Source organism: Roseateles oligotrophus (assembly GCF_014204525.1).
Lineage (GTDB): Bacteria > Pseudomonadota > Gammaproteobacteria > Burkholderiales > Burkholderiaceae_C > Paucibacter_A > Paucibacter_A oligotrophus_A.
This window is the reverse complement of sequence record NZ_JACHLP010000006.1, coordinates 280455-302600: the sequence shown is the minus strand read 5'-3', so window position 1 is coordinate 302600 and position 22146 is coordinate 280455. Positions and strand designations below refer to the sequence as shown.

Sequence of the window (22146 nt, the reverse complement as noted above, 5' to 3'; positions counted from 1 at the left end):
GCCGCATCTGCACAAAAATCCCCGGCTACTTTCGAAAAAATTAGACGGAGACCGTCCATGTCAGCCAGCAACGCTTCCACAAGCCAGCCGACCCCGCCCGAGCTGCGTCCCTACAAGCTCTCCGACAACCTGGCCGCCACCAGCGGCGCGGTCTTCCTGACCGGCACGCAGGCCATCGTGCGCCTGCTGCTGGCGCAAAAAGCGCAGGACGAGAAAGCCGGGCTGAACACCGCCGGTTTCGTCTCGGGCTATCGCGGCTCGCCACTGGGCATGGTGGACCAGCAGCTGTGGAAGGCCAAGAAGTTCCTAGCCGCTGCAAAGGTCAACTTCCTGCCCGCCATCAACGAAGACCTGGCCGCCACCGCCTGCCTGGGCGTGCAGCGCGTGGCCCTGGACCCCAAGCGCACGGCCGAGGGCGTGTTTGCCATGTGGTACGGCAAGGGCCCGGGTGTGGACCGCTCGGGCGACGCGCTCAAACATGGCAATGTCTACGGCAGCTCGAAGTTAGGCGGTGTGCTGGTGGTGTGCGGCGATGACCATGGCTGCGTCTCCAGCAGCACACCGCACCAGAGCGATCTGGCCCTGCAGGCCTGGCATATGCCCATCGTGCATCCGGGCAATGTGGCGGAGTATCTGGAGTTCGGCCTCTACGGCTGGGCGCTGAGCCGCTTCTCCTCCACCTGGGTGGGCTTCAAGGCCATCTCGGAAGTGGTGGAGTCGGGCATGACGGTGGATCTGGACACCATCCAGACCGAGTTCCTGACGCCCGATCACACACCGCCGGTGGACCTGCACATCCGCGCCGTGGACCTGCCCTCGCTGGAGCTGGAGTCGCGCCTGGAGCACAAGTTCGCCGCCGTGCGCGCCTTCGCCCAGCTCAACGCCAGCATCGACAAGCACATCGTCACCAGCCCCCAGGCCAAGCTGGGCATCGTGACCGTCGGCAAAGCGCATTACGACTTCATGGAAGTGCTGCGCCGCCTGGACCTCAGCACCGAGGACCTGGCCCGCGCCGGCGTGCGGGTCTACAAGGTGGGCCTGGTGTTCCCGCTGGAGGCGACGCGCATGGCCGCCTTCGCCCAGGGCCTGAGCGACATCCTGGTGATCGAAGAAAAAGCCCCGGTGGTGGAGCGCCAGATCAAGGAACTGCTCTACCACCTGCCCGACGCCCAGCGCCCCCACGTCATCGGCAAGACCGATGAGCTGGGCCAGCCGGTGCTCAGCGCCATCGGCGAGCTGCGCCCCTCGCGCATCATGAGCACGGTGGCCCGCTGGCTGGCGCGGCTCTCGCCCGCGCTGGACCGCCAGGAGCTGGTGCGCGACTTCCTCACCCCCTGCCTGCTCAGCAACGCCGCCGACGGCGTGCGCCGCCAGCCTTATTTCTGCTCGGGCTGCCCGCACAACACCTCGACCAAGCTGCCCGAGGGCTCGCGCGCCCTGGCCGGCATCGGCTGCCACTTCATGGCCAGTTGGATGGAGCGCGGCACCTCGGGGCTGATCCAGATGGGCGCCGAGGGCGTGGACTGGGCCGCCGCCTCGCGCTTCACGACCGAGAAGCATGTGTTCCAGAACCTGGGCGACGGCACTTACTACCACTCGGGTTACTTGGCGATCCGCCAGGCCATCGCGGCCAAGACCAATATCACCTACAAGATTCTCTACAACGACGCCGTCGCCATGACCGGCGGCCAGCCGGTGGACGGATCCACCAGCGTGCCCCAGATCGCCCGCCAGGTGGAGGCGGAGGGCGTGAAGAAGCTGGTGGTGGTGTCCGATGAGATTGAAAAGTATGCGGATCATCACGGCCTCTTCCCGGCCGGCACCACTTTTCACGATCGCAGCGAGCTGGATGCGGTGCAGCGCGACTTGCGCGAGATCGAGGGCGTGACCGTCCTGATCTACGACCAGACCTGTGCCGCCGAAAAGCGCCGCCGCCGCAAGAAGAAGGAATTTGTCGACCCGCCCAAGCGCATCTTCATCAACGAGCAGGTCTGCGAGGGCTGTGGCGACTGCGGCCAGGCCAGCAACTGCCTGTCCGTCGTGCCGGTGGAAACCGACTTCGGCCGCAAGCGCGCCATCGAGCAAAGCAGCTGCAACAAAGACTTCTCCTGCATCAACGGCTTCTGCCCCAGCTTTGTCTCGGTGCACGGTGCTCAGCTGAAGAAGCGCGAGGGTGCGGCCTTCACGGCCCAGGACCTGAGCCGTGAAGTGGCGGCGCTGACGGCGCCCGCCACCTGGGACTGGACGGGCCCGTTTGATTTGCTGGTCACCGGCGTGGGCGGCACCGGCGTGGTCACCGTGGGGGCGCTGGTCTCGATGGCGGCCCATCTGGAAGGCAAGCAGGCCTCGGTGCTGGACTTCATGGGCTTTGCGCAAAAAGGCGGTTCGGTCTTGAGCTTTGTGCGCCTGGCCCCGAGCAAGGAGCTGCTCAACCAGGTGCGCATCGACACCCAGCAGGCCGATGTGCTCTTGGCCTGCGACAAGGTGGTGGGGGCCTCGCCCGATGCCCTGGGCACCGTCAAGCCCGGCCGCACCGTCATCCTGGCCAATACGCACGAGCTGCCTACCGCCGCCTTCGTGCGCAACCCCGACGCCAATCTGCAGGGCGAATCCCTGCTGGCCAAGATGCTGCATGCGGTGGGTAATGAGGCCAGCTTGCTGTCCACCATCGACGCCCAGGCGATTGCGCAAACCATGATGGGCGACACCATGCCCAGCAACATCATCATGCTGGGTGCTTGCTGGCAGCGCGGCCTGATCCCGCTGAGCGAGGCGGCGCTGATGCGCGCCATCGAGCTGAACGGCGTGGCGGTCGAAGGCAATAAGACCGCCTTTGCCCTGGGTCGGCTGGCGATGGGCGCGCCCGAGGCCCTGGCCCGGTTGAGCGGCCCCCAGCCGCAGAAGGTGCAGCTGCTCTTGGGCCAGGACAAGCTGGACGGCCCCGAGGGCTTGATCGCCCGCCGCGTCCAGCATCTGACGGCCTACCAGGACGCCGCCTACGCAAAGCGTTATGCCGATCTGGTGCAAAAGGTGCGCGCGGCTGAGGCTCAGCTGGGCGAAGCCGGCAAGGCCGAGCGCCTGAGCAAGGCCGTGGCCCGCTACTACGCCAAGCTGCTGGCCATCAAGGACGAGTGGGAGGTCGCCCGCCTCTACACCGACGGCAAGTTCGAGGCCAGCATGAAGGCCCAGTTCGACAACTGGGAATCTTTGAGCTTCCACATGGCCCCACCCCTGCTGGCCAAACCGGGCCAGGACGGCCGGGTCAAGAAAATCGAGCTGGGCTCCTGGACCTTCCAGGCGCTCAAGCTGATGGCCAAGTTCAAGGGCCTGCGCGGCGGCGCCTTCGATATCTTCGGCAAGACCGAGGAGCGCCGCATGGAACGCGGCCTGATCCGCGACTACGAAGCCCTGATCGAGGAGCTGCTGCAAAACCTGACGGCCCAGAACGCCAAGGACAGATTGGAGCTGGCCCTCAAGCTGGCCCGCCTGCCCGAGACGATTCGCGGTTATGGCCACGTCAAGCTGGCCAATGTCGTCAGCGCCCGGGCACAGTGCAAGGACTTGCTGGACCGTTTCCACGGCCGCGCCGTGGAGAGCAAGCCGGTGGCCATGCCCCAGGCCGGCGCCAGCCGCATCAAGGGTGTGGCGGAGCTGTGATCGCCAGGCCCTGAGCTGAGCCAGGTTCGGCCGCTGCGCCAAAGCGCTCTTCGGGTCACCGAAGAGCGCTTTTTCATTGCCGCTTGCTGAGCCCAAACTCCCTCGGGAAAACACCCGCGGTTCGCGGCAATTCGCTGGACATCGCCCAAACACAACCGTTTGCACCCCGGACTTACCCGCGCCGCCCCCTTCGGGCAAAGAGCCCAGCCCTATACTGAAAAACTGATTTGAGCGATACCCGCCCGCGGCTGCGGGCGCAGCCCCCGAGTGACGAGCAAACCCCAGCACAACCCCGCCCCAGGCCGCGCGCAGATGGCCGATATTGCCCGCCTGGCGGGCGTGGCGGTCTCCACGGTTTCACGCGCCCTGGCCGGCAGCCCCCTGGTCAACGAGAAAACCCGCGCCCGCGTGGCCGAGCTGGCCGCCTCGCTGAATTACTCGGTCAATGTGGGCGCGCAGAACCTGCGCCTCAAGCAAAGCAAGACCATCGCCGTGATCGTGCCGCACGAGGCCGCCACCGGGCAAAGCCTGTCGGACCCCTTCTTCCTGTCCTTGATCGGCAGCATCGCCGACGCCTGCACCGCCCAGGGTTTTGACATGCTGCTCTCGCGGGTGGATGCCGAGCATCTGGACCGCGCCGGCCTGCCCTACCAGACCGGCCGGGCCCTGGGCATCATCCTGATCGGCCAGTGGCATCACCACGACCAGCTCAATGCCCTGGCCCTGCGCCGCGTGCCCCTGGTGGTCTGGGGCGCCAAGCTGCCCCAGCAGCTCTACTGCACCGTGGGCAGCGACAACCTGGCAGGCGGCCGCCTGGCCACCGAGCATCTGCTGGCGCAGGGCGCGCGCCATATCGCCTTCCTGGGCGACCCCAGCCTGCCCGAGATCTCGCAGCGCTACGAAGGCTATCTGCAGGCGCACGAGCGCCGCGGCCTCAGGCCCGCGCCCGAGCTGTGCCGGCCCGTGCCCTTCATCAGCACCGCCATCGCCAGCGATATGGATGCCTTGCTGCAAAGCGGCCAGGCCCTGGACGCCCTCTTTGCCGCCAGCGATCTGGTGGCGATGACGGCCATCAGCACCCTGCGCCGCCACGGCCGGCGGGTGCCGGAGGACGTGGCCGTGGTCGGTTATGACGACATCGCCCTGGCCGTGCATTACCAGCCGCCGCTGAGCACCATACGCCAGCCCATCGAAGCGGCCGGACAGGCCCTGGTCCAGGCCTTGCTGGCCCAGCTGGGGGGCGAGCGCGTGCTGCCCACCCTGCTGCCCACCGAGCTGGTGCAGCGTCAGACCTCGCGCCTGCCCACCAAGCTCAAGGCCGGCAGCAAGACAGCGGCCTGATACCTGTTCAATCCGGCTGCGTCAGCACGTTCTGGCGCAGGCGCTGCAAGGCCTGGCGCAGATCCTGGGCATCGCTGCTGGCGCGGTGGCGGCTGTGCGGGCTCTCGGCCCGCACCTGGCTCAGCACCGCATGCCAGCGCAAGGCTTCGTCCTCGCTGAGCAGGCTGCGCAGATCGACCAGCTTGAACTGCGGCAGCAGATCGGCCGCATCGAAGAGCCGCGCCAGCCAGGGGTAGTCATAGCCCCAGGCATCGCTGACGACGGTCTGTCCGCCCAGGCGTTGATTGATTTGCTGCGCCACCCAGGCGGGCGGCTTGCCGTGGCGCAGCAAGGTGGCACGGCTGATGCCGTGCAAGGCCTCGGCCGAGGCGTCCCAATGCTGCCACTCGGGCTCGGGCTGGATCAGGGAGCAGAACAGGCCGCCACCGGCGTCCACAAAACCCACTTCGATGGGATAGCTGCCACGGCCGAAGCCCGAGGCTTCCAGGTCCAGGATGGCAGGCAGGGTCATGGGCGCGGTCCCGTTCGGCAACGATGCTGTCGAGTTTACGCGTCAGCTTTGGCCCCGGGCTCAGGGTTGATGCGGGGCTTGGGGCATGGCTTCAAACAGCTCGATGGCCGTGCGCGCCACTTTTTGCGTGTCGTAAAAAGCGTAGGCGCTCACCGCCGCCGCGCCGGCCAGCGGCACCCAGCGGGCCACGGTTTTCTGCAGCAACTTCTCGCTCAGCTTGAGGCCGATCTTGTTGGCCATGATTTGCAAGACCTTGGCCGAGACCGGCTGGATCACCAGGCGCTCGCCCACCCGCACGGCCAGATCGCGCACCGCCTGCGCCGCCGTGTGGCGGAACAGGCAGTACAGCATCTGCTCGCGGCCCAGATCGGCCGTGCGGCCGTAGAGCGCGGCGATGTCCGCCACCACCTGGCGCTGGATGCGCCAGACCGTCAGCAGCTCCGGCAGGATGGTCAGCCAGCCCAGCGGCCCCGGCGGCAGAGCCAGGGAGCCGGCCGCCAGCGCGGCCTTGCGGGCCGCCTCCTGGCCGGCGGCATGGGCGAGATCGCCGGGCTTGAGCGCGGGCTGGCGCGTGGAGTCGGGCCGGGTCGAGACCAGGTCCAGCAAGGCGGCCGAGACCTTGGCCGCGAAGCCGCCGTCGGCCTGCTCGGGCAGCATGGGGAGATTGCTGTTGCTCTTGCTCATGCGGCCTGATCTGGGGGCGAAGCCAGCTTACGCAAGGGCAGCAGCAACAAGGCCCCCAAGGCCAGCACGGCCACACCCACCATGGCCCCGGCCCGCACATAGACCAGGCTGGACCACAGCAGGTACAGGCAGCAACCCGCAAAAGCCAGCGGCAGAACGGGATAGAGGGGCACTTTGTAGGGGCGGTGCACGGCGGGTTCGCGCCGGCGCAGCACGATGAGGGCCAGGGCGCTGAGCGTCAGAAAGAACCAGTAGACCGGCGAGAGATAGTCCACCATGGTGGCAAAGCCGCCGCGCGTCAGCGCGCCAAACACGACCAGGCCCAGGGCCACGCCGCTGGTGGCCAGCACGGCGGCGGTGGGCGTGCCGCGCTTGGCGTCCCAGCGTGCCAGCCGCAAGGCGCCGGCCACATCGCGGCTGGCGGCGTAGGTGGTGCGCGGCCCGGCGATCAGGATGGCGTTCATCACCGACAGCGCGGTCAGGCTGACGATGGCCACCATCAGCAACTCGCCCGGCCGGCCAAACACGGCCCGCATCAGCTCGGCCGCCGGGGCTTGGGCACGGGCCAGGCCGTCCAGGCCCAAGACCTGCAGATAGGCCCAGTTGGCCAGCAAGTAGAGGCCGGACACCAGCAGCAGCCCCCACCACAGGGCGCGCTTGATGCCGTTTTTCTGATCACGCATCTCGGCCGACAAGGTGGCCGCATCGCTCCAGCCCCCATAGGCCAGAAAAACGAAGACCAGGGCCAGGCCCCAGCTCTGCCTGCCGGCATCCGCCACGGCCAGGGCCGTCTGCGGCGGCTGGCCGCCGCCCACATGGACCGCCGCGCCCAGGCCCAAAAGCATCAACCCACCCAGCACGATGCTGGTCAGGCCCACTTGCGTGCCCATGCCCACGCGCAAGCCCAGCAGGTTCAGGCCGGTCAGCAGCAGGATCAGCCCGGCGCCCAGCACGGCGCTGGCGTACTCGCCCAAATAGGACCGCAGGTCCACCACCTGGGCCAGATAGTCGCCGAACACAAAGGCCAGCAAGGCCATGGAGCCGGTGTGTATCACCGCGAAACGGGACCAGGCGAACAGAAAGCCCAGGCGCTGGCCGTAGGCGCGGCGCAGGAAAAAATAGTCGCCGCCGGTGTCGGGGAAGCTGGAGGCCATCTCGGCAAAACACAGGGCACCGACAAAGGACAGCAGGCCGCCGAAGGCCCAGGCGAGGTAGAGCTCGGTAGAGCTGCTGAGCGCCCCCGCCACCATGGGCGAGGTCTTGAAGATGCCGGCGCCGACCACCATGCCCACGCACAGGGCCACGGCATGCCGCACATCCAGCTGGCGCTGCGGCAGAGCGATGGGCGTGGGGCTCAGGTCTTGCGGGGAGGGCTGGGACATGGACAGACAACAGGGATGAAGCAGCGAAGGGCGCGCCATGCTAAAGCAGTTGATGGGCATGAGCATCGCGCAAAGTTCTAGCGAGAGCCGCCGACTTTGCTTTAGCCTCGGCCCCTCATCAAAAAATCAAAGCCTGCCCCGCCATGCCCAAGCTCAAGCTCAAGCCCACCACCCAAGCCGCCCTGCTCTTGCTGGCCCTGAGCCAGCTGACGGTGCAGGCACAGACCCCGCCTCCCGCGCAGCTGGAGCAGGTGCTGGTGACGGGCAGCCGCGCCAAGGACCGCAGCTTGCTGAACTCGGCCGTGCCCGTCGATGTGCTGAGCCAGGAGGACTTGCAGCGCGCCGTGGCCGGTGACGGCAATCTGGCCGCCGCCCTGCAGACCCTGCTGCCCTCCTTCAACTTCCCGCGCCAGAGCAATTCGGGCGGCGGCGACCATGTGCGCGCGGCCCAGCTGCGCGGGCTCTCGCCCGACCAGGTGTTGGTGCTGGTGAACGGCAAGCGCCGCCACAACTCCGCCATCGTCAATCTGGAGTCCAAGACCGGCAAGGGCACGAATCCGGTGGACTTCAACGCCATCCCCTTCTCGGCCATCCAGCGCATCGAGGTCTTGCGCGACGGCGCCGGCGCCCAGTACGGCAGCGACGCGATTGCCGGCGTCATCAACATCATCCTGGACGAGGCGCGCAGCGGCGGCGAGATCCAGGGCCAGGTGGGCGGCTTCCACACCCGCTTCGAGCCCACCCACGAAACCATCCAGGACGGCGCCAGCCGCGAACTGCGCGGCAAGCTGGGCTTCAAACTCGGCGAGGCCGGCTTTGTGCGCTTGGGTGCCGAAGCCGCACACCGCGATCACACCAACCGCGCCGGTGCCGACCAGCTCCCGCCCTGGGAGGATCAGAGCCCGGCCAATCTGGCCTTCCAGGGCAAGCGCAATTACGCGCCGGGCGAGCCCGAGTCGGATCAGCTGGCCCTGTGGCTGAACAGCGCCTATGCCCTCGGCGCGGACGCGCAAGCCTATGCCTTCGCCACCTGGCAGCAGCGCGAGAGCCTGGGCGCCGCCTACTTCCGCTACCCCGACAGCTCGGCCAACGTCAAAGCCCTCTACCCCCAGGGCTACCGCCCCGAGACCACGGGCAAGAGCCGCGATCTGCAAATCGCCGCCGGCCTGCGCGGCAGCCTGGGCGCGGACAAGGCCTGGGACTACGACCTCTCCTTCAACCTGGGCCGCAACGACTTCAGCTACGGCCTGCGCAACTCGCTCAATGTCTCGCTGGGCGCGGCCAGCCCCAGCCAATTCCAGTTGGGCGACTTCGGTACGCAGCATTTGGGCTTGAGCGCCGACTTCAGGCGCGAGCTGGCCCTGGGCCTGGCCAAACCCGCCACGCTGGCGCTGGGCCTGGAGGCGCGGCGCGAGTCCTTCCGCACCCGGGCGGGTGATGCGGCCTCCTACAGCGTCGGCCCCTTCGATGGCACACCCGGCGCCCAGGCCGGCCCGGGCTTGCAGGCGGGCGATGCCGTCGACCTGTCGCGTCAGCTGATCGGTGCCTATGCCGACCTGAGCGCCGATCTCAGCCAAGACCTGTTCGCCAACCTGGCCCTGCGTGCCGACCGTTATTCCGACTTCGGCAGCGCTCTGACCGCCAAGCTCTCCGGCCGTTATGTGCTGGCCCAGGGCCTGGCCTTGCGCGGCGCCGCCTCCAGCAATTTCCGCGCGCCCTCGCTGGCGCAGACCGGCTTCTCCTTCACCGTCACCGACCGTGGCGAGGGCGGCAGCCTGAGTCAGGTGCGCACCCTGCCGGTGGGCAGCGCCATCGCCCAGGCCCTGGGGGCCGAGCAGCTCAAGGCCGAGAACGCCCGCAACGCCAGCCTGGGCCTGAGCTGGCAACCGAGCAAGAGCGCCTCGCTGTCCATCGACGCCTTTGATGTGCGGGTCAAGGACCGCATCACCCTGTCGGAGCGCCTGTCCAACGAGGCACTGACCCAGTTGGTCCAGACCCGCTTCAATGTGGCCGGCGTGAATGGCGTCAACTTCTTCACCAATGCGGTGGACACCCATACCCGCGGCATCGACCTGGTCGGCCAGTGGACACAGCAGGGCATCCTGGGCGGCGAGCTGCGCTGGACCCTGGCCTCCAGCTATAACAAGACCACGCTCAGCCATGTCCGCAACACGGGCGCTGCCTTGAAAGCGCTGGGCATAGACAAGCCCCTGGTCGGCCTGGAGGAAAGCAATACCCTGACCGCCGCCGCGCCGCGCGACCGCCACGTCATCGGCGCCAACTGGCACAACAGCCAATGGAAGCTGCTGGCCCGCGCCACCCGCCACGGCCAGACCACCCGGGTGTTCGACTTCGGCGGCGGCTACACCCCCAGCCAGACCTATGCCGCCGTCTGGCAGCTGGACCTGGAGGCGGAGGTGAAGCTGACGCGCCAATTCAGCCTCAGCCTGGGCGGCGTCAACGTCACCGACCGCTACCCCAGCCGCTCCGTGGACGACATCAGTTACTTCGGCAACTTCCCCTACGACGTGCTGTCACCGGTGGGTTTCAACGGCGCGTTTTACTACGCCAGGGCGCGGTATAGCTTTTGAGCTTGGGGGGCCGCCAATCTTGCTCTCTTGCGCCAGCAGCTCGATATAGCGCGAGTAGCTGTAGCTGCGGTTCTTTTTCTGCCCCGTCAACTCGTTCACGATGCCCAGCTCTTGCAGCAGCTTCACGGCGGCAGTGGCGGTCGGGAAGCTGGTGTCCAGGCGCTGGCGCACCATCTCGATGATGAAGCGCGGCGTCGTAGGCAGCAGCTCAAAAAGACGGTAGCTCGCCGGGCCTGAATTGGCATGCGCCAGCAGACGCCGGCGGTCCTGCGCCACCAGGCTGGCGACGGCCACAATGCCACGCCCGGCCTGCAGGGCGGCCGCCTCCACGGCCTCCAAAAAGAAGGCCACCAGGGTCCAAGCCGCCAGAGCCGGTAGGCCCAAGCGCGCAGGAAAGAAACTGCTGCAGATTCGCACCGTCATCGCGTGCGCCTCCGCTGTTTGGTCGATGACAGCCAGGACCGCCTGGCCCGTACCGACGGTCAGCGCAGTGCCAGTTGCATCAGGCCCTGGCCCAGCGTCTCCAGCACCCAAGCGCCCTCAGTGTTGCTGAGCGCGAAGAAGCTCTTCTTGCCATCCTGCTGCAGCCAGGCCATGCCCATGAAGCCGGCATAGGCGCCGGTGTGGACCAGGGCGCGCCGGCCCTGCACCTGGCCGGCCGTCCAGCCCAGCGCATAGCCGCCCTCGGGCAGCTCGCGCAGCCGCTGCACATAGTCCGGGGCCAGGCCATGGCGCTTGCCCTGCAGCGCCCGCTGGTGCTCCGCCAACCATCGGCCATAGTCGCCCGCGCCAAGCCAGACATTGCCGGCCGGCTTCATCGCGCCGTCGACCCAGGCATGCCAGGGCGGAGGCAGGGGCTGGTAGGGCGCCAGCGCGGCCGGACTCGCGCCCTGATGCCCCTGAACCGCCGAGGCCTGCCGAAGTTCGAGGCCCAGGCCCTGTGCCCAGTGGCGCAGCAGCACATCGAAGTCCTGCCCCGTCGCCGCCTCCAGCATAGCCCCCGCGATGACATAGCCCGCGTTGGAGTAGCTGACCTGCTGGCCCGGCGGACTGGCCGGCTCGGTCTCCAGCAGCCAGCGGCTCATCAGACGGCGGCGGCCGCGGTCGGTGTCGGGCAGCGGCTCGGGCTGTGCGGCCAGGAAGACGGCCAGCTGCTCCAGCTCGGCCGGATCCTGCAGCGCGGGCAGGCCGCCGCGATGGTCCAGCAGATGGGCCAGGGTGAGGCCGGCATAGGCGGGGCGCTGCCGGCCCGCCAGCTCGGGCAAGCAGTCCGCCGGGCGGCTGTCCCAGCGCAGCTTGCCCTGCCGCACCTGTTCGGCCGCCAGCGCCGCCGTCATGGACTTGGCCAGCGAGCCGATCTGGAAGACGGCATCCTCTTGCAGTGCAGCTCCGCCCTGGCGGTCCAGCCCGGCCTTGCCGAGGTAGACGTTCTGCAGGGCCTCATGCTGGCTGCCGTAGAGCACGCCCACCAGGCCGCCAGCCTGGCTGGCGCGCGCCGTCTCGCCCAAGCGCTGGCGCTCCTGGCGCAGCTCAGGATGGCGGATCTCCTCAAAGTCCTCGCCACCGCCACAGCCGCCCAGCAGGGTCAACGACAGGATCAGCGGGGAAAGGCGGAGCAGGGCGCGGCGGCCCGGGGTGACGAAGTGCATATGCGGCGACAGGTCGTGGTTGTGATGCCGCGCATTCTTGAGGTCCGACCCTAAAGAATCGCTAAAGCCGAGGCCGGGGCAAGCTCAGCTCGAAGCCGATACCGCGCCCCTCGAGGCCGGGGCCGCAGCGCACCCCGGCGTCCAGGCGCTCGGCCGCCTGCCGGACAATGGCCAGGCCGAGGCCGGTGCCGGGCTCATCGCGCTGCGGACCGCGCCAGAAACGCTCGAACATCAGCGCCTGGTGTTCGGGGGCGATACCGGGGCCGTCGTCGCGCACAGCCAACAGCGGGCCCGTGGGGGTGTCGTGCAGTTGCAGCACCACCGCGCGGGCACCGTAGCGCAGCGCGTTGTCCACCAGGTTCTGCAGCAGGGAATACAGCGCCCGGCGGTCGCCCTGCCAGCGCAGCTGATCCAGCCCCTCCAGCGACAGCTGGACCCCGCGCTGCCTGGCCTGCGGGTTGGCCTGCCGCAGCACCAGGCCGCACAGCTCGCTCAGCTCTAAGGCCTCGGTGCTCGCGCCGCCATGTGCCGGGTCCAGTGCGGCCAGGTCCAGCAATTGCTGTGAGAGATGGGCGGTGCGCTGCAGGTCCTGCTGCAAGGCCTGGGCGGCGGATCGGCGGCCGGGCTCGTCGAGGCTGCGCAGCAGCAGATGGGCCTGCGCGCCCAGCGCGGCCAGTGGCGTGCGTAGCTCATGGGCGGCATCGTGGACGAAGGCGCGCTCATGGGCCAGCCGCTCGCGCAGCCGGGCGAGCAGCTCGTCCAGGACCCGCGCCAGCGGCTGCAGCTCGGCATAGCGCAGGTCGAGATCCAGTGCCTGCAGGTCGCGCCGCGTGTCCAGCGCGCCGACGCGTGAGGTGAAGTCGCGCAGCGGGCGCAGGCCGCTGCGCACGGCCAGCCAGATCGGCAGCGCCAGCAGGGGCAGGGCCATCAGCAGGCTGGGCCCGATCTGCACCGCCAGCCAGCGCGCCAGCTGCGCATCACCGGCCAGCGGCTCCAGGACCTGCAGGGTCCAGCGCGAGCCGGTGGCGATATAGACCATCAGCGCGCGCCCGTCCTGCACCTGTCGGCTCAGCCCGGCGGGCCAGGCGGCATCGGCCTGCTGCGGGCCGCTGCGAAACAGCGGCTGGCCGTCGGCGCGCAATAGCAGTACCGTCACCGGGCCCACTGCGGCTTCCGCGTCGCGACGCAGCTTGGCGTACTCGCCCATGAAGCCCTGCAGCGCCCGGCGTGCCGAGTCCTCATCGTCGAGCCCGGCCAGGGTCGGGGCGAGCAGGCCGCCCAGCTGCGCCGCCTGCGATTGCCCGGTCTGCTGCTGGCGCAGGCTCCAGAAGTTCTGGAACAAGATCAGCAGCGAGACCAGGGCGAAGGCCAGCAGCAGGGTGCCGACCAGACGCATTGACAGGCTGCGCCTCACAGTGACTCCAGCCAGTAGCCGACGCCGCGCAGCGTGCCGATGCGCTGCGCGCCGATCTTGCGCCGCAGATTGCTCAGATGCACCTGCAGCGCGGTGGTGTCCAGCGCCTCACCCAGCGGCTCCAGCCGCTGAGCCAGCGTGCGCTTGCCGACCACCTCGCCGCGGCCTTCGGCCAGCGCCAGCAGGAGCTGGAACTCGCGCGGCGTGAGATCGAGCGTGCGGCCCTCCAGCTGGGCCAGTGACTGCCGCGGCAGCAGGCTCAGCGCGCCGAAGCGCCACGTGTCGCCGGCCTGGGCCGCCTGCCGCCGCAGCACCGCGCGCAGGCGGGCGAGCAGCTCGGGTGTTTCAAAGGGCTTGACCAGGTAGTCATCCGCGCCGGCGTCCAGCCCGGTCAGGCGGGCATCCAGGCTGCCCTGGACGGTGATCAGTAGGATCGGCGTCCGCACATCCCGGGCGCGCCAGCGCCGCAGCAGGTCCAGCCCGCTGCCGTCGGGCAGGCCAAGGTCCAGGATCACGGCGCTGCAGCTCGCGTCGTCCAGGCAGCGCGGGGCATCGCCGGCACGCCGCAGCCACTGCACGCTGAAGGCGTCCAGCTGCAGGGCGCCCAGCAGGGCCGAACCCAGGGACAGGTCGTCTTCGATCAGAAGGATATGCATGCGCGGTGGCGATGGATCGCTGGCGGGTGGTTGGGCAGTCGGAGAAGGCGGTCAGTTTCGCCGAAGTACGCAACCCCGGCTTCCGCACATGCGCAGATCGAACGTTTTTGCTGAGGCCTGAACCATGCCTAGAACCACTCCCCCAGGGATTCAGGATATGCAGCCGGCAGCAAGTGGCCCCTTTGGGAAGCGGAGATGACGCTTGTCGGCCTTGGCCGGGTCGCCGGGGTAGATCAGCCGACCGGACAGCGGGCTGCCATCGAAGCTGCTCAGTTGCAGGTCGACGCCATGCACCGTGGCGCCCTGCTCCTTCAGCGGCGTCAGCTCCGCCTGCGGCGGCGTGATCGCGCCATGGGTGTAGCGGGCGCGCATCTGCTCCGGCCTGATGTCGTAGGGCTTGAGCCCGAACAGCGACCACCACAACGCTCCCCCCACGGCCCCAAGGCCCAATAGACTTGCCATGATCTTCAACACTCCCTTTTTGCTGATACGCATCTGAACCTCGATCAATCGGGGCGACGCGGGTGGTGAGCACGCAGGAAGCCACCGATCTGTTCAATGTGTCAAGGCCGCATCTGGTCAAGCTGCTGGAGTCGGGCGCTGCCGCAGGAAAGCGCTATTTGGCTCAGCACCGAGCTGAAGGCCTTGCGGACAGTGGGAATAGGCAGGTAAAAAGGCCAACCCAAGCGGCGAGGACACACCCATGAAGAGCATCGAACCCTGGCTGCTGGCCCTGTTGCTGATTTTTTGCATCTTCCAGCTGAGCCGCCTGCACAGCCGCATAGGGCGGCTGGAAACCCAGCTCGACGCCTTGCTACGGCATTTCAAGGTGGCGGCCGAGGGCCGCTTTGAAGAGCCCTCCGAGCAGGTCAAGGCCCTGGCCCGCGACCCCAAGACCCAGATCGAGACCATCAAGGCCTACCGCGAGCAGACCGGCCTGGGCCTCAAAGAGGCCAAAGAGGTAGTCGACGGCCTGCGCCAGGGCGCGGCAAGCAGCTCGGATCCCAAGCGCTGATCACTCGAAGAGCACTCATTCGGGTGCCTAAGGCCCAAGCAATGTGACAGGCAACACCTTGTGCTGCAGGGCGGAAGTCGCCATCAAGCCCTGGCTTTGCTCTTTTTTCTATTTGCTTTATTCGGATAAGCAAATATCAAAACAGTTGTTCCTTGAATAAGAACTTGCAGGCATCCTGCGAAGCCTTGATCCACAGCCTCGCTTCTCGCGCTTGCCACCATGTCCACAGACACCCGCTCCAACCCGTCCTCGCGTCGCAGCGTTTTGACGCTGGCTTTGCTGTCGGCCACCCTGCTGGCCAGCGCCGGCCTGGCTCGTGCACAGGCCGGCGAGCAGACGCTGCTGAATGTGTCCTACGACGTCAGCCGCGAGCTGTACAAGGAGATCAACCCCGCCTTCGCCGCCGCCTGGAAGGCCAAGACCGGCAAGAGCGTCACACTGAACCAGTCGCATGGCGGCTCCAGCAAGCAGATCGGCTCGGTGATCGGCGGCCTGGAGGCCGATGTGGTGACCATGAACCAGGCCACCGATGTGGACGTGCTGGCCGAGAAGGGCCTGACCCCGGCCGACTGGCGCAAGCGCTTCCCCAGCAATGCCGCGCCCTATAGCTCGACCATCCTGTTCCTGGTGCGCAAGGGCAATCCCAAGGGCATCAAGGACTGGGCCGATCTGAGCCGGGCCGGCGTGCAAGTCATCATCCCTAACCCCAAGGTCACGGGCAATGGGCGCTACAGCTATCTGGCCGCCTGGGGCAGCGTGATCGCCAAGGGCGGCAGCGAGGCCCAGGCCAAGGAGCTGGTGTCCAAGATCTTCGCCAATGTGCCGGTGCTGGACGGCGGCGGCCGCGGCGCCACCACCACCTTCACGCAGCGCGGCATTGGTGACGTGCTGCTGACTTTTGAATCCGAGGCCGAGCTGATCGAGAACGAATTCGGCAAGGGCCAGTTCGAGGTGGTCAGCCCCAGCGTCTCCATCGAGGCCGAGGCGCCGGTGGCGATCGTGGACAAGGTCGCGGCCAAGAAGGGCACGAGCGAGCTGGCCAAGGCTTATCTGGACTTTTTGTTCACCCCGGCCGCGCAGGAAATCATCGCCCGCCACAACTTCCGCCCGCGTGACGCGGCCATCTTCAAGGCCAATGCCAAGCGCTTCAGCAATATCAAGCTGTTCTCGGTGGAGCAGACCCTGGGCGGCTGGCCCAAGGTCAGCAAGACCCACTTTGCCGACGGCGGCACTTACGACCAGATCGTCGCCGCCCAAAAACGCTGAAGCCTGATCTCCGGACCCGATGAACACCGCTGTTATGAATCAAGCGCCCGCCGAGGCGCCGGCCCAGGCCAAGAAGCGCAAGCCGCGCCGCGTGCTGCCCGGCTTCGCGCCCACCATGGGCTTCACGCTCTTTTATCTCTCGCTGATCATCCTGATCCCGCTCTCGGCGGTGTTCATCAAATCGGCCGGCCATGGCTTCGAGGCCTTCTGGGCCGCGGCCACCGCGCCGCGGGTGCTGGCCTCCTACAAACTGAGCTTTGGCGCTTCGCTGCTGGCGGCCTCCATCAATCTGGTCTTCGGCCTGATCCTGGCCTGGTCGCTGGTGCGCTACGAGTTCCCGGGCAAGAAGATCGTCGATGCGCTGATCGACCTGCCCTTTGCCCTGCCCACGGCCGTGGCCGGCATCGCCCTGACGGCGCTTTACGCACCGAATGGCTGGTTAGGCCAGCTGCTGGCGCCCTGGGGAATCCAGGTGGCCTTCAAGCCTCTGGGCGTGCTGGTGGCGCTGATCTTCATCGGCCTGCCCTTCATCGTGCGCACGGTGCAGCCGGTGCTGGAAGATATGGAGACCGAGCTGGAAGAAGCCGCCGCCTCGCTGGGTGCGCATCGCTGGCAGACCTTCCGCCTGGTGGTGCTGCCCACGTTGACCCCGGCCTTGCTGACCGGCTTTGCGCTGGCCTTTGCCCGCGCCGTGGGTGAGTACGGTTCGGTGATCTTCATCGCCGGCAATCTGCCCATGGTCAGCGAGATCACGCCGCTGATGATCATCTCCAAGCTGGAGCAGTACGACTATGTGGGCGCCACGGCCATCGCCACCGTGATGCTGATCTTCTCCTTTGTGCTGCTGCTGGCCATCAATGGCCTGCAGGCCTGGAGCACCAAACGTAACGGCCAGGAAGGTCGCAAATAATGGCCGCCGTCATTTCCTCACTGGGCGCCACTCAGAGCGCCGCCCAGGGCCGCTACCAGAGCAACCCCGCCACCCGCGAGGCGCCCTGGGTTCGCTACACCTTGCTGGGCCTGGGCCTGGGCTTCTTCGCCCTCTTCCTGGTGCTACCCCTGGTGGCGGTGTTCACCGAGGCCTTGCGCAAGGGCTTGGATGTCTACCTGGCCTCCATCATCGAAGCCGATGCGGTCTCCGCCATCAAGCTGACCCTGATCGCCGCGCTGATCTCGGTGCCGCTGAATCTGGTGTTTGGCGTCAGCGCGGCCTGGGCCATCGCCAAGCATGATTTCCGCGGCAAGCAGTTGCTGATCACGCTGATCGACCTGCCCTTCTCGGTCTCGCCCGTCGTGGCCGGCCTGATCTATGTGCTGCTGTTCGGCGCGCAGGGCTGGTTCGGCCCCTGGCTGGCGGAACACGATGTGAAGATCATCTTCGCCGTGCCGGGCATTGTGCTGGCCACCATCTTCGTCACCTTCCCCTTTGTGGCGCGCGAGCTGATCCCGCTGATGCAGGCACAAGGCCGCGACGAGGAAGAAGCCGCCACCGTGCTGGGCGCCTCGGGCTGGAAGACCTTCTGGCTGGTCACGCTGCCGAATGTGAAGTGGGGCCTGCTCTACGGCGTGATCCTGTGTAACGCCCGCGCCATGGGTGAGTTCGGTGCGGTGTCGGTGGTGTCCGGCCATATCCGCGGCCTGACCAACACCCTGCCCCTGCATGTGGAAATTTTGTACAACGAATACCAGTTCGCCGCGGCCTTTGCCGTCGCCTCCATCCTGGCCTTGCTGGCCCTGGTGACCCTGGTTCTGAAGCAATTCGTCGAGTGGCGTGCCCATACGGCTGTGATGGTCAATCGCTAAAAAAAATCAACCACAGAGACACAGAGTCACAGAGCTGAAACAGCTTTTGCTTTGCATTTCTCTGTGTCTCTGTGTCTCTGTGGTCGTATTTCGGAGTTTTGGTTCTCATGAGCATTCAAGTTAGACATATCAACAAGAGCTTTGGTGCCTTCACCGCTCTGGGCGACGTCAGCCTGGACTTCCCCACCGGCGAGCTGGTGGCCTTGCTGGGCCCCTCGGGCTGCGGCAAGACCACGCTATTGCGCATCATCGCCGGCCTGGAGACGGCCGACCGGGGTCAGGTCTTGCTCGATGGCGAGGACGCCTCCGACACCCATGTGCGCGAGCGCCAGGTCGGCTTTGTGTTCCAGCACTACGCTCTGTTCCGCCATATGACGGTGTTCGACAACGTGGCCTTCGGTCTGCGCGTCAAGCCGCGCAAGGAGCGGCCCAGCGAGGCCGTCATCAAGAAGAAGGTGCATGAGCTGCTGAATCTGGTGCAGCTGGACTGGCTCTCGGACCGCTTCCCGCCCCAGCTCAGCGGCGGCCAGCGCCAGCGCATCGCCCTGGCCCGCGCCCTGGCCGTGGAGCCGCGCGTGCTGCTGCTGGACGAGCCCTTCGGCGCCCTGGACGCCAAGGTGCGCAAGGAGCTGCGCCGCTGGCTGCGCCGCCTGCACGACGATTTGCACATCACCAGCGTCTTCGTCACCCACGACCAGGAAGAAGCGCTGGAAGTGGCCGACCGCGTGGTGCTGATGGACCACGGCCGCGTCGAGCAGGTGGGCACGCCGCAAGAGGTCTACGAGCGCCCGGCCACGCCTTTTGTCTACGGCTTCCTCGGCGCGGTCAACCGCTTCGAGGGCCAGGCCGCCGGTGGCGCCGTGCATATCGGCGAGCATCAGCTGAGCCATGGCGACAGCCTGATCCAGACCGGCCATGTGCAAGCCTATGCCCGCCCGCACGAGCTCAAGATCCTGACCGACGCCAATGCGGCAGGCCTGCCCGCCACGGTGGACCGCGTGCTGAGCTTCGGCGCCGCCGCCAGGGTCGAGCTGCTGGGCCCCAATGGCCAGCATCTGGAAGCCGAGCTGAGCCGCGAACAAGCCTTGGCCCTGAACCTGCAAGGCGGGCAGAAGGTGCGCCTGAATGCCTCGCGCCTGAGCCTGTTCGAGGCTGCATGAACTTCCAGCAACTGCGCATCATCCGCGAAGCGGTCCAGCAGAACTTCAATCTGACCGAGGTGGCGGCGGCGCTGTTCACCTCGCAGTCGGGCGTCAGCAAGCACATCAAGGACCTGGAAGATGAGCTGGGCGTGGAGCTGTTCGTGCGCCGTGGCAAACGGCTGTTAGGCCTGACGGCGCCGGGCAAGGAGCTGGCGGTGATCGTCGAGCGCATGCTGCTGGACGCGCGCAATATCAAGCGCCTGGCCGATCAGTTCGCCGATGCCGAGCAAGGCCAGCTGACCATCGCCACCACCCACACCCAGGCCCGCTACGCCCTGCCGCAGATCGTGGCCCGCTTCAAGGCCGCCTTCCCGCGCGTGCATCTGGTGCTGCATCAGGCCAACCCGGCGGAGATCGTCACCCTCTTGCAGTCCGGCGAGGCCGATATCGGCATCGCCACCGAGGCGCTGGATCGCGACCCGGCCTTTGTGACCTTCCCCTTCTACGAATGGCATCACGCCGTGGTCGTGCCACAAGGCCATGCGCTGAGCCAGTTGCCGCTGCTGAGCCTGGAAGCCCTGGCCGAGCATCCGCTGATCACCTATCACCAAGGTTACACGGGCCGGGCCCGCATCGACGCCACCTTTGCGGCGGCCGGCCTGGCGCCCGACATCGTCATGTCGGCCCTGGATGCCGATGTGATCAAGACCTATGTGCAGGTCGGCCTGGGCGTGGGCATTGTGGCCAGCATGGCTTTTGAGCCCAATCGCGACGGGGGCGAACAAGGCCTGCAGCTGCTGAACGCCGCCCATCTCTTCAAGGCCAACACCACCCACATCGCGCTCAAGCGTGGCCACTATCTGCGCGGTTATGCCTACCGCTTCCTGCAGGAATGCGCGACCGGGCTGGATGAGGAAACGGTGCGGGCGGCGATGGCGCTGGAGTAAGAGCGGCTAACAAAACTCTCCTGGCGTTGTTACGCCGTCTCGCCGTACCGGGTGTACTGTCTTCGACGGCGCGCCTAGCCAGGACCGCTGCGCTGAGTTTTGTTAGCCGCTCTAAACCGATACCCGGTGACCGGCTTGACATGGCCTCGTCACGGAAGCTGGCTAGATTCGTCACATGCCCCGACGAGCGCCCGCTTTTTTTCTCTTCCTTCGCTGCTCCAGCGTCTGCGCCCTGCTGCTGCTTCTGAGCGCCTGCTCGCCCCGCCTGCTCTTGCTGCGCGGGATGGCGGACGAGCTGGCCAGCCAAGAGCAGGCCGCTAAGGCCGAGACCGATCTGGGCCTGGCCAAGGACGCCAGCGCCTTCTACCTGAAGCTGTCCGAGTCGCTGTTGCGCCAGGACCCCGGCAACGCCAGGCTGGCGGAAAGCGTGGCGGCGGGCTTCACCCAGTACGCCTACGCCTTTCTGGCTTTCGAGGCCGACAAGATCGAGTCGCGCGATGCCCGTGCCGCGCAAGCCCTGCGCGAGCGGGCGGCCCGCATGTATCTGCGCGCCCGCGACCACGCCTTGCGCGCCCTGCCCGCCCGGCCCCAGGGCCTGCGGCCCGAGCAAGTCGGCCTGGCCTACTGGGCCGCGGCGGCCTGGGGCGGCCATATCTCGCTGTCCAAAGACTCGCCCGAGGCGGTGGCCGATCTGCCCAGCGCCATGGCCTGGGCCAGCCAGGCCTACGCCTTGCGGCCCGAGTTTGGCGCGGGTGATCTGGCCAGCCTGATGGGCACGTTCGAGCTGGCCCGCCCGGGCGGCAGCAGCGTGCAGGCCAGACCTTTCTTCGACCAGGCCATCAGCCTGGGCCAAGGCCGGCAAGCCGGCCCCTTGCTCGCTCAAGCCGAGGGCATCGCCCTGCCGGCGCAGGACAAGGCCGCCTTCATCGCCCTGCTGCAAGCCGCCGTGAGCGCGGCCCAAGCCCACCCCAGTCTGGCCAACGAGCTGATGCGGGAGCGCGCGCTCTGGCTGCTGGGCCAGGCCGACGATTTGTTCTGAGCCCATGAAAGCCAGCCCCATGCGTAGAACCGCCGCAGCCTTGTTCCTTGCCCTGTGCACCAGCTTGGCCGCTCAGGCCCAGGCGCCCAAGCCCCTGCGCATCGCCAGCCTGGTGCCCAAGAACTCGCTCTACCACCGCCAGCTGATGGAGATCGGCGAGGCCTGGGCCCAGGCCCAGCAGGCCCAGGGCGGGGCCAAGCCCAAATACCTGATCTACCCCGACGGCAGCCAAGGCGGCGAGGCCGAGATGGCGCGGCGCATGCGCATCGGCCAGTTGCAGGGGGCGTTGCTGTCCGTCGTGGGCCTGCGCGAGATCGAGCCCACGGTGGCGGCCCTGCAGAACCTGCCCCTGCTGTTCCGCAGCTGGGAGGAACTGGACTATGTGCGCGAGAAAATGCGCCCGGCGATGGAGAAGAAGTTCCAGGACAAGGGCTTTGTCGTGCTGGCCTGGGGCGATGCGGGCTGGGTACGCTTCTTCTCCAAGAGCCCGGCCACCCGGCCGGAGGACTACAAAAAGATGAAGTTCTTCGCCTGGGGTGCGGAGTCCGAGCAGCAAGACATCATGAAAAGCCTGGGCTACACGCCCATCCCGCTGGAGACGGCCGACATCCTGCCCAGCATCCAGACCGGCATGATCAATGTCGTGCCCGCCACGCCCTACTTCGCCCTGGCCAGCCAGGTCTATATGACGGCGCCAAACATGCTGGAGATCAACTGGGCCCCCATCGTCGGCGCCCTGGTGATCACCAAAAAGAGCTGGGATGAGATGGCGCCCGCCGTGCAGGAGCAGCTGCGCGCGGCCAGCGACAAGGCGGGGGTGCAGATCCGCGCCAAGGCCAGGCAGGAGGTGATTGATGCGGTGGAGGCGATGAAAAAACGCGGCCTCGTCATCAACAAGCCCTCGCCCGCCGAGCTGAAGGAATGGACCGAGCTGGCCGACAAGCTCTACCCCCGCATCCGCGGCGTGATGGTGCCGGCCGAGACCTTTGACGAGGTCTTTGCGCATGTGAAGGCTTACCGCGCAAGCAAAAAGTAAGCAGTCAGGCAAG

At 67.3% G+C, this 22146-nt stretch carries 19 protein-coding genes; 11 read left to right on the top strand and 8 right to left on the bottom strand.

Features of this window, described 5'->3' with window-relative positions:
* The first annotated feature begins 57 nt into the window (after positions 1-57).
* Together HNP55_RS15990 and HNP55_RS15985 are read left to right on the top strand one after the other, a co-directional pair.
* Positions 58-3657 carry an indolepyruvate ferredoxin oxidoreductase family protein gene (locus tag HNP55_RS15990; protein WP_184301423.1) on the top strand — a complete coding sequence of 1200 codons (3600 nt, stop codon included), beginning with the start codon at positions 58-60 and terminating at the stop codon, positions 3655-3657.
* Positions 3658-3924: 267 nt separating this feature from the next.
* The gene (locus tag HNP55_RS15985; RefSeq protein WP_348648717.1) at positions 3925-4998 is read left to right on the top strand and encodes a LacI family DNA-binding transcriptional regulator; all 1074 of its coding nucleotides are present in this window, start codon (positions 3925-3927) and stop codon (positions 4996-4998) included.
* 7 nt (positions 4999-5005) lie between these two features.
* On the opposite strand, the gene HNP55_RS15980 is transcribed toward HNP55_RS15985, so the two are convergent.
* Genes HNP55_RS15980 through HNP55_RS15970 form a run of 3 tightly spaced genes read right to left on the bottom strand, consistent with a single transcriptional unit; the run spans position 5006 to position 7575 of the window.
* Entirely contained in the window at positions 5006-5509 is a 504-nt protein-coding gene (locus HNP55_RS15980) for a hypothetical protein (protein ID WP_184301420.1), read from the bottom strand.
* A 60-nt stretch (positions 5510-5569) separates the two neighbouring features.
* On the bottom strand, positions 5570-6193 hold the full coding sequence (locus tag HNP55_RS15975; protein WP_184301417.1) for an EcsC family protein: 624 nt from the start codon (positions 6191-6193) through the stop codon (positions 5570-5572).
* Positions 6190-7575, bottom strand: coding sequence for an APC family permease (locus HNP55_RS15970; protein WP_184301414.1), 1386 nt, complete (start codon positions 7573-7575; stop codon positions 6190-6192). The genes HNP55_RS15975 and HNP55_RS15970 overlap by 4 nt, the downstream gene beginning before the upstream one ends.
* Before the next feature lie 143 nt (positions 7576-7718).
* Between HNP55_RS15970 and HNP55_RS15965 the strand changes: the two genes are divergently transcribed.
* Positions 7719-10166: a TonB-dependent receptor plug domain-containing protein gene (locus HNP55_RS15965; RefSeq protein WP_184301412.1), complete on the top strand. Its 2448-nt coding sequence runs from the start codon at positions 7719-7721 to the stop codon at positions 10164-10166.
* Here the strand turns inward: HNP55_RS15965 and HNP55_RS15960 are convergent.
* The 5 genes from HNP55_RS15960 to HNP55_RS15940 all read right to left on the bottom strand — a co-directional run bounded on the left by HNP55_RS15960 (position 10110) and on the right by HNP55_RS15940 (position 14380).
* Positions 10110-10589, bottom strand: coding sequence for a hypothetical protein (locus HNP55_RS15960; RefSeq protein WP_221439629.1), 480 nt, complete (start codon positions 10587-10589; stop codon positions 10110-10112). The two genes, HNP55_RS15965 and HNP55_RS15960, sit on opposite strands and share 57 nt — an antisense overlap.
* A 59-nt stretch (positions 10590-10648) precedes the next feature.
* On the bottom strand, positions 10649-11815 hold the full coding sequence (locus HNP55_RS15955; protein WP_184301409.1) for a serine hydrolase domain-containing protein: 1167 nt from the start codon (positions 11813-11815) through the stop codon (positions 10649-10651).
* A 61-nt stretch (positions 11816-11876) separates the two neighbouring features.
* The gene (locus HNP55_RS15950; RefSeq protein ID WP_184301406.1) at positions 11877-13211 is read right to left on the bottom strand and encodes a sensor histidine kinase; all 1335 of its coding nucleotides are present in this window, start codon (positions 13209-13211) and stop codon (positions 11877-11879) included.
* 14 nt (positions 13212-13225) lie between these two features.
* Positions 13226-13885, bottom strand: a complete 660-nt coding sequence (locus tag HNP55_RS15945) for a response regulator transcription factor (RefSeq protein ID WP_184301403.1) — start codon at positions 13883-13885, stop codon at positions 13226-13228.
* Between the two features lie 150 nt (positions 13886-14035).
* A complete protein-coding gene (locus HNP55_RS15940) occupies positions 14036-14380 on the bottom strand; it encodes a hypothetical protein (protein WP_184301400.1) in 345 nt (114 codons plus the stop codon).
* 208 nt (positions 14381-14588) lie between these two features.
* On the opposite strand from HNP55_RS15940, the gene HNP55_RS15935 reads away from it, so the two are divergent.
* The 8 genes from HNP55_RS15935 to dctP all read left to right on the top strand — a co-directional run bounded on the left by HNP55_RS15935 (position 14589) and on the right by dctP (position 22133).
* Positions 14589-14900, top strand: a complete 312-nt coding sequence (locus HNP55_RS15935; protein WP_184301397.1) for a ribosomal protein L7/L12 — start codon at positions 14589-14591, stop codon at positions 14898-14900.
* 219 nt (positions 14901-15119) lie between these two features.
* Positions 15120-16166, top strand: a complete 1047-nt coding sequence (locus HNP55_RS15930; RefSeq protein WP_184301394.1) for a sulfate ABC transporter substrate-binding protein — start codon at positions 15120-15122, stop codon at positions 16164-16166.
* A gap of 34 nt (positions 16167-16200) precedes the next feature.
* Positions 16201-17076, top strand: a complete 876-nt coding sequence (gene cysT, locus HNP55_RS15925) for a sulfate ABC transporter permease subunit CysT (protein WP_221439628.1) — start codon at positions 16201-16203, stop codon at positions 17074-17076.
* Entirely contained in the window at positions 17076-17969 is an 894-nt protein-coding gene (gene cysW, locus HNP55_RS15920; RefSeq protein WP_184301389.1) for a sulfate ABC transporter permease subunit CysW, read from the top strand. Before cysT ends, cysW begins: the two co-directional genes overlap by 1 nt.
* Positions 17970-18076: 107 nt before the next feature.
* Entirely contained in the window at positions 18077-19129 is a 1053-nt protein-coding gene (locus tag HNP55_RS15915; RefSeq protein WP_184301387.1) for a sulfate/molybdate ABC transporter ATP-binding protein, read from the top strand.
* Entirely contained in the window at positions 19126-20058 is a 933-nt protein-coding gene (locus tag HNP55_RS15910) for a CysB family HTH-type transcriptional regulator (RefSeq protein ID WP_184301384.1), read from the top strand. The genes HNP55_RS15915 and HNP55_RS15910 overlap by 4 nt, the downstream gene beginning before the upstream one ends.
* 175 nt (positions 20059-20233) lie before the next feature.
* Complete coding sequence (locus HNP55_RS15905) at positions 20234-21097, top strand: TRAP transporter TatT component family protein (protein ID WP_184301381.1); 864 nt, start codon at positions 20234-20236, stop codon at positions 21095-21097.
* 4 nt (positions 21098-21101) lie between these two features.
* Positions 21102-22133 carry a TRAP transporter substrate-binding protein DctP gene (gene dctP, locus HNP55_RS15900; protein ID WP_246448449.1) on the top strand — a complete coding sequence of 344 codons (1032 nt, stop codon included), beginning with the start codon at positions 21102-21104 and terminating at the stop codon, positions 22131-22133.
* Positions 22134-22146: the final 13 nt, after the last annotated feature.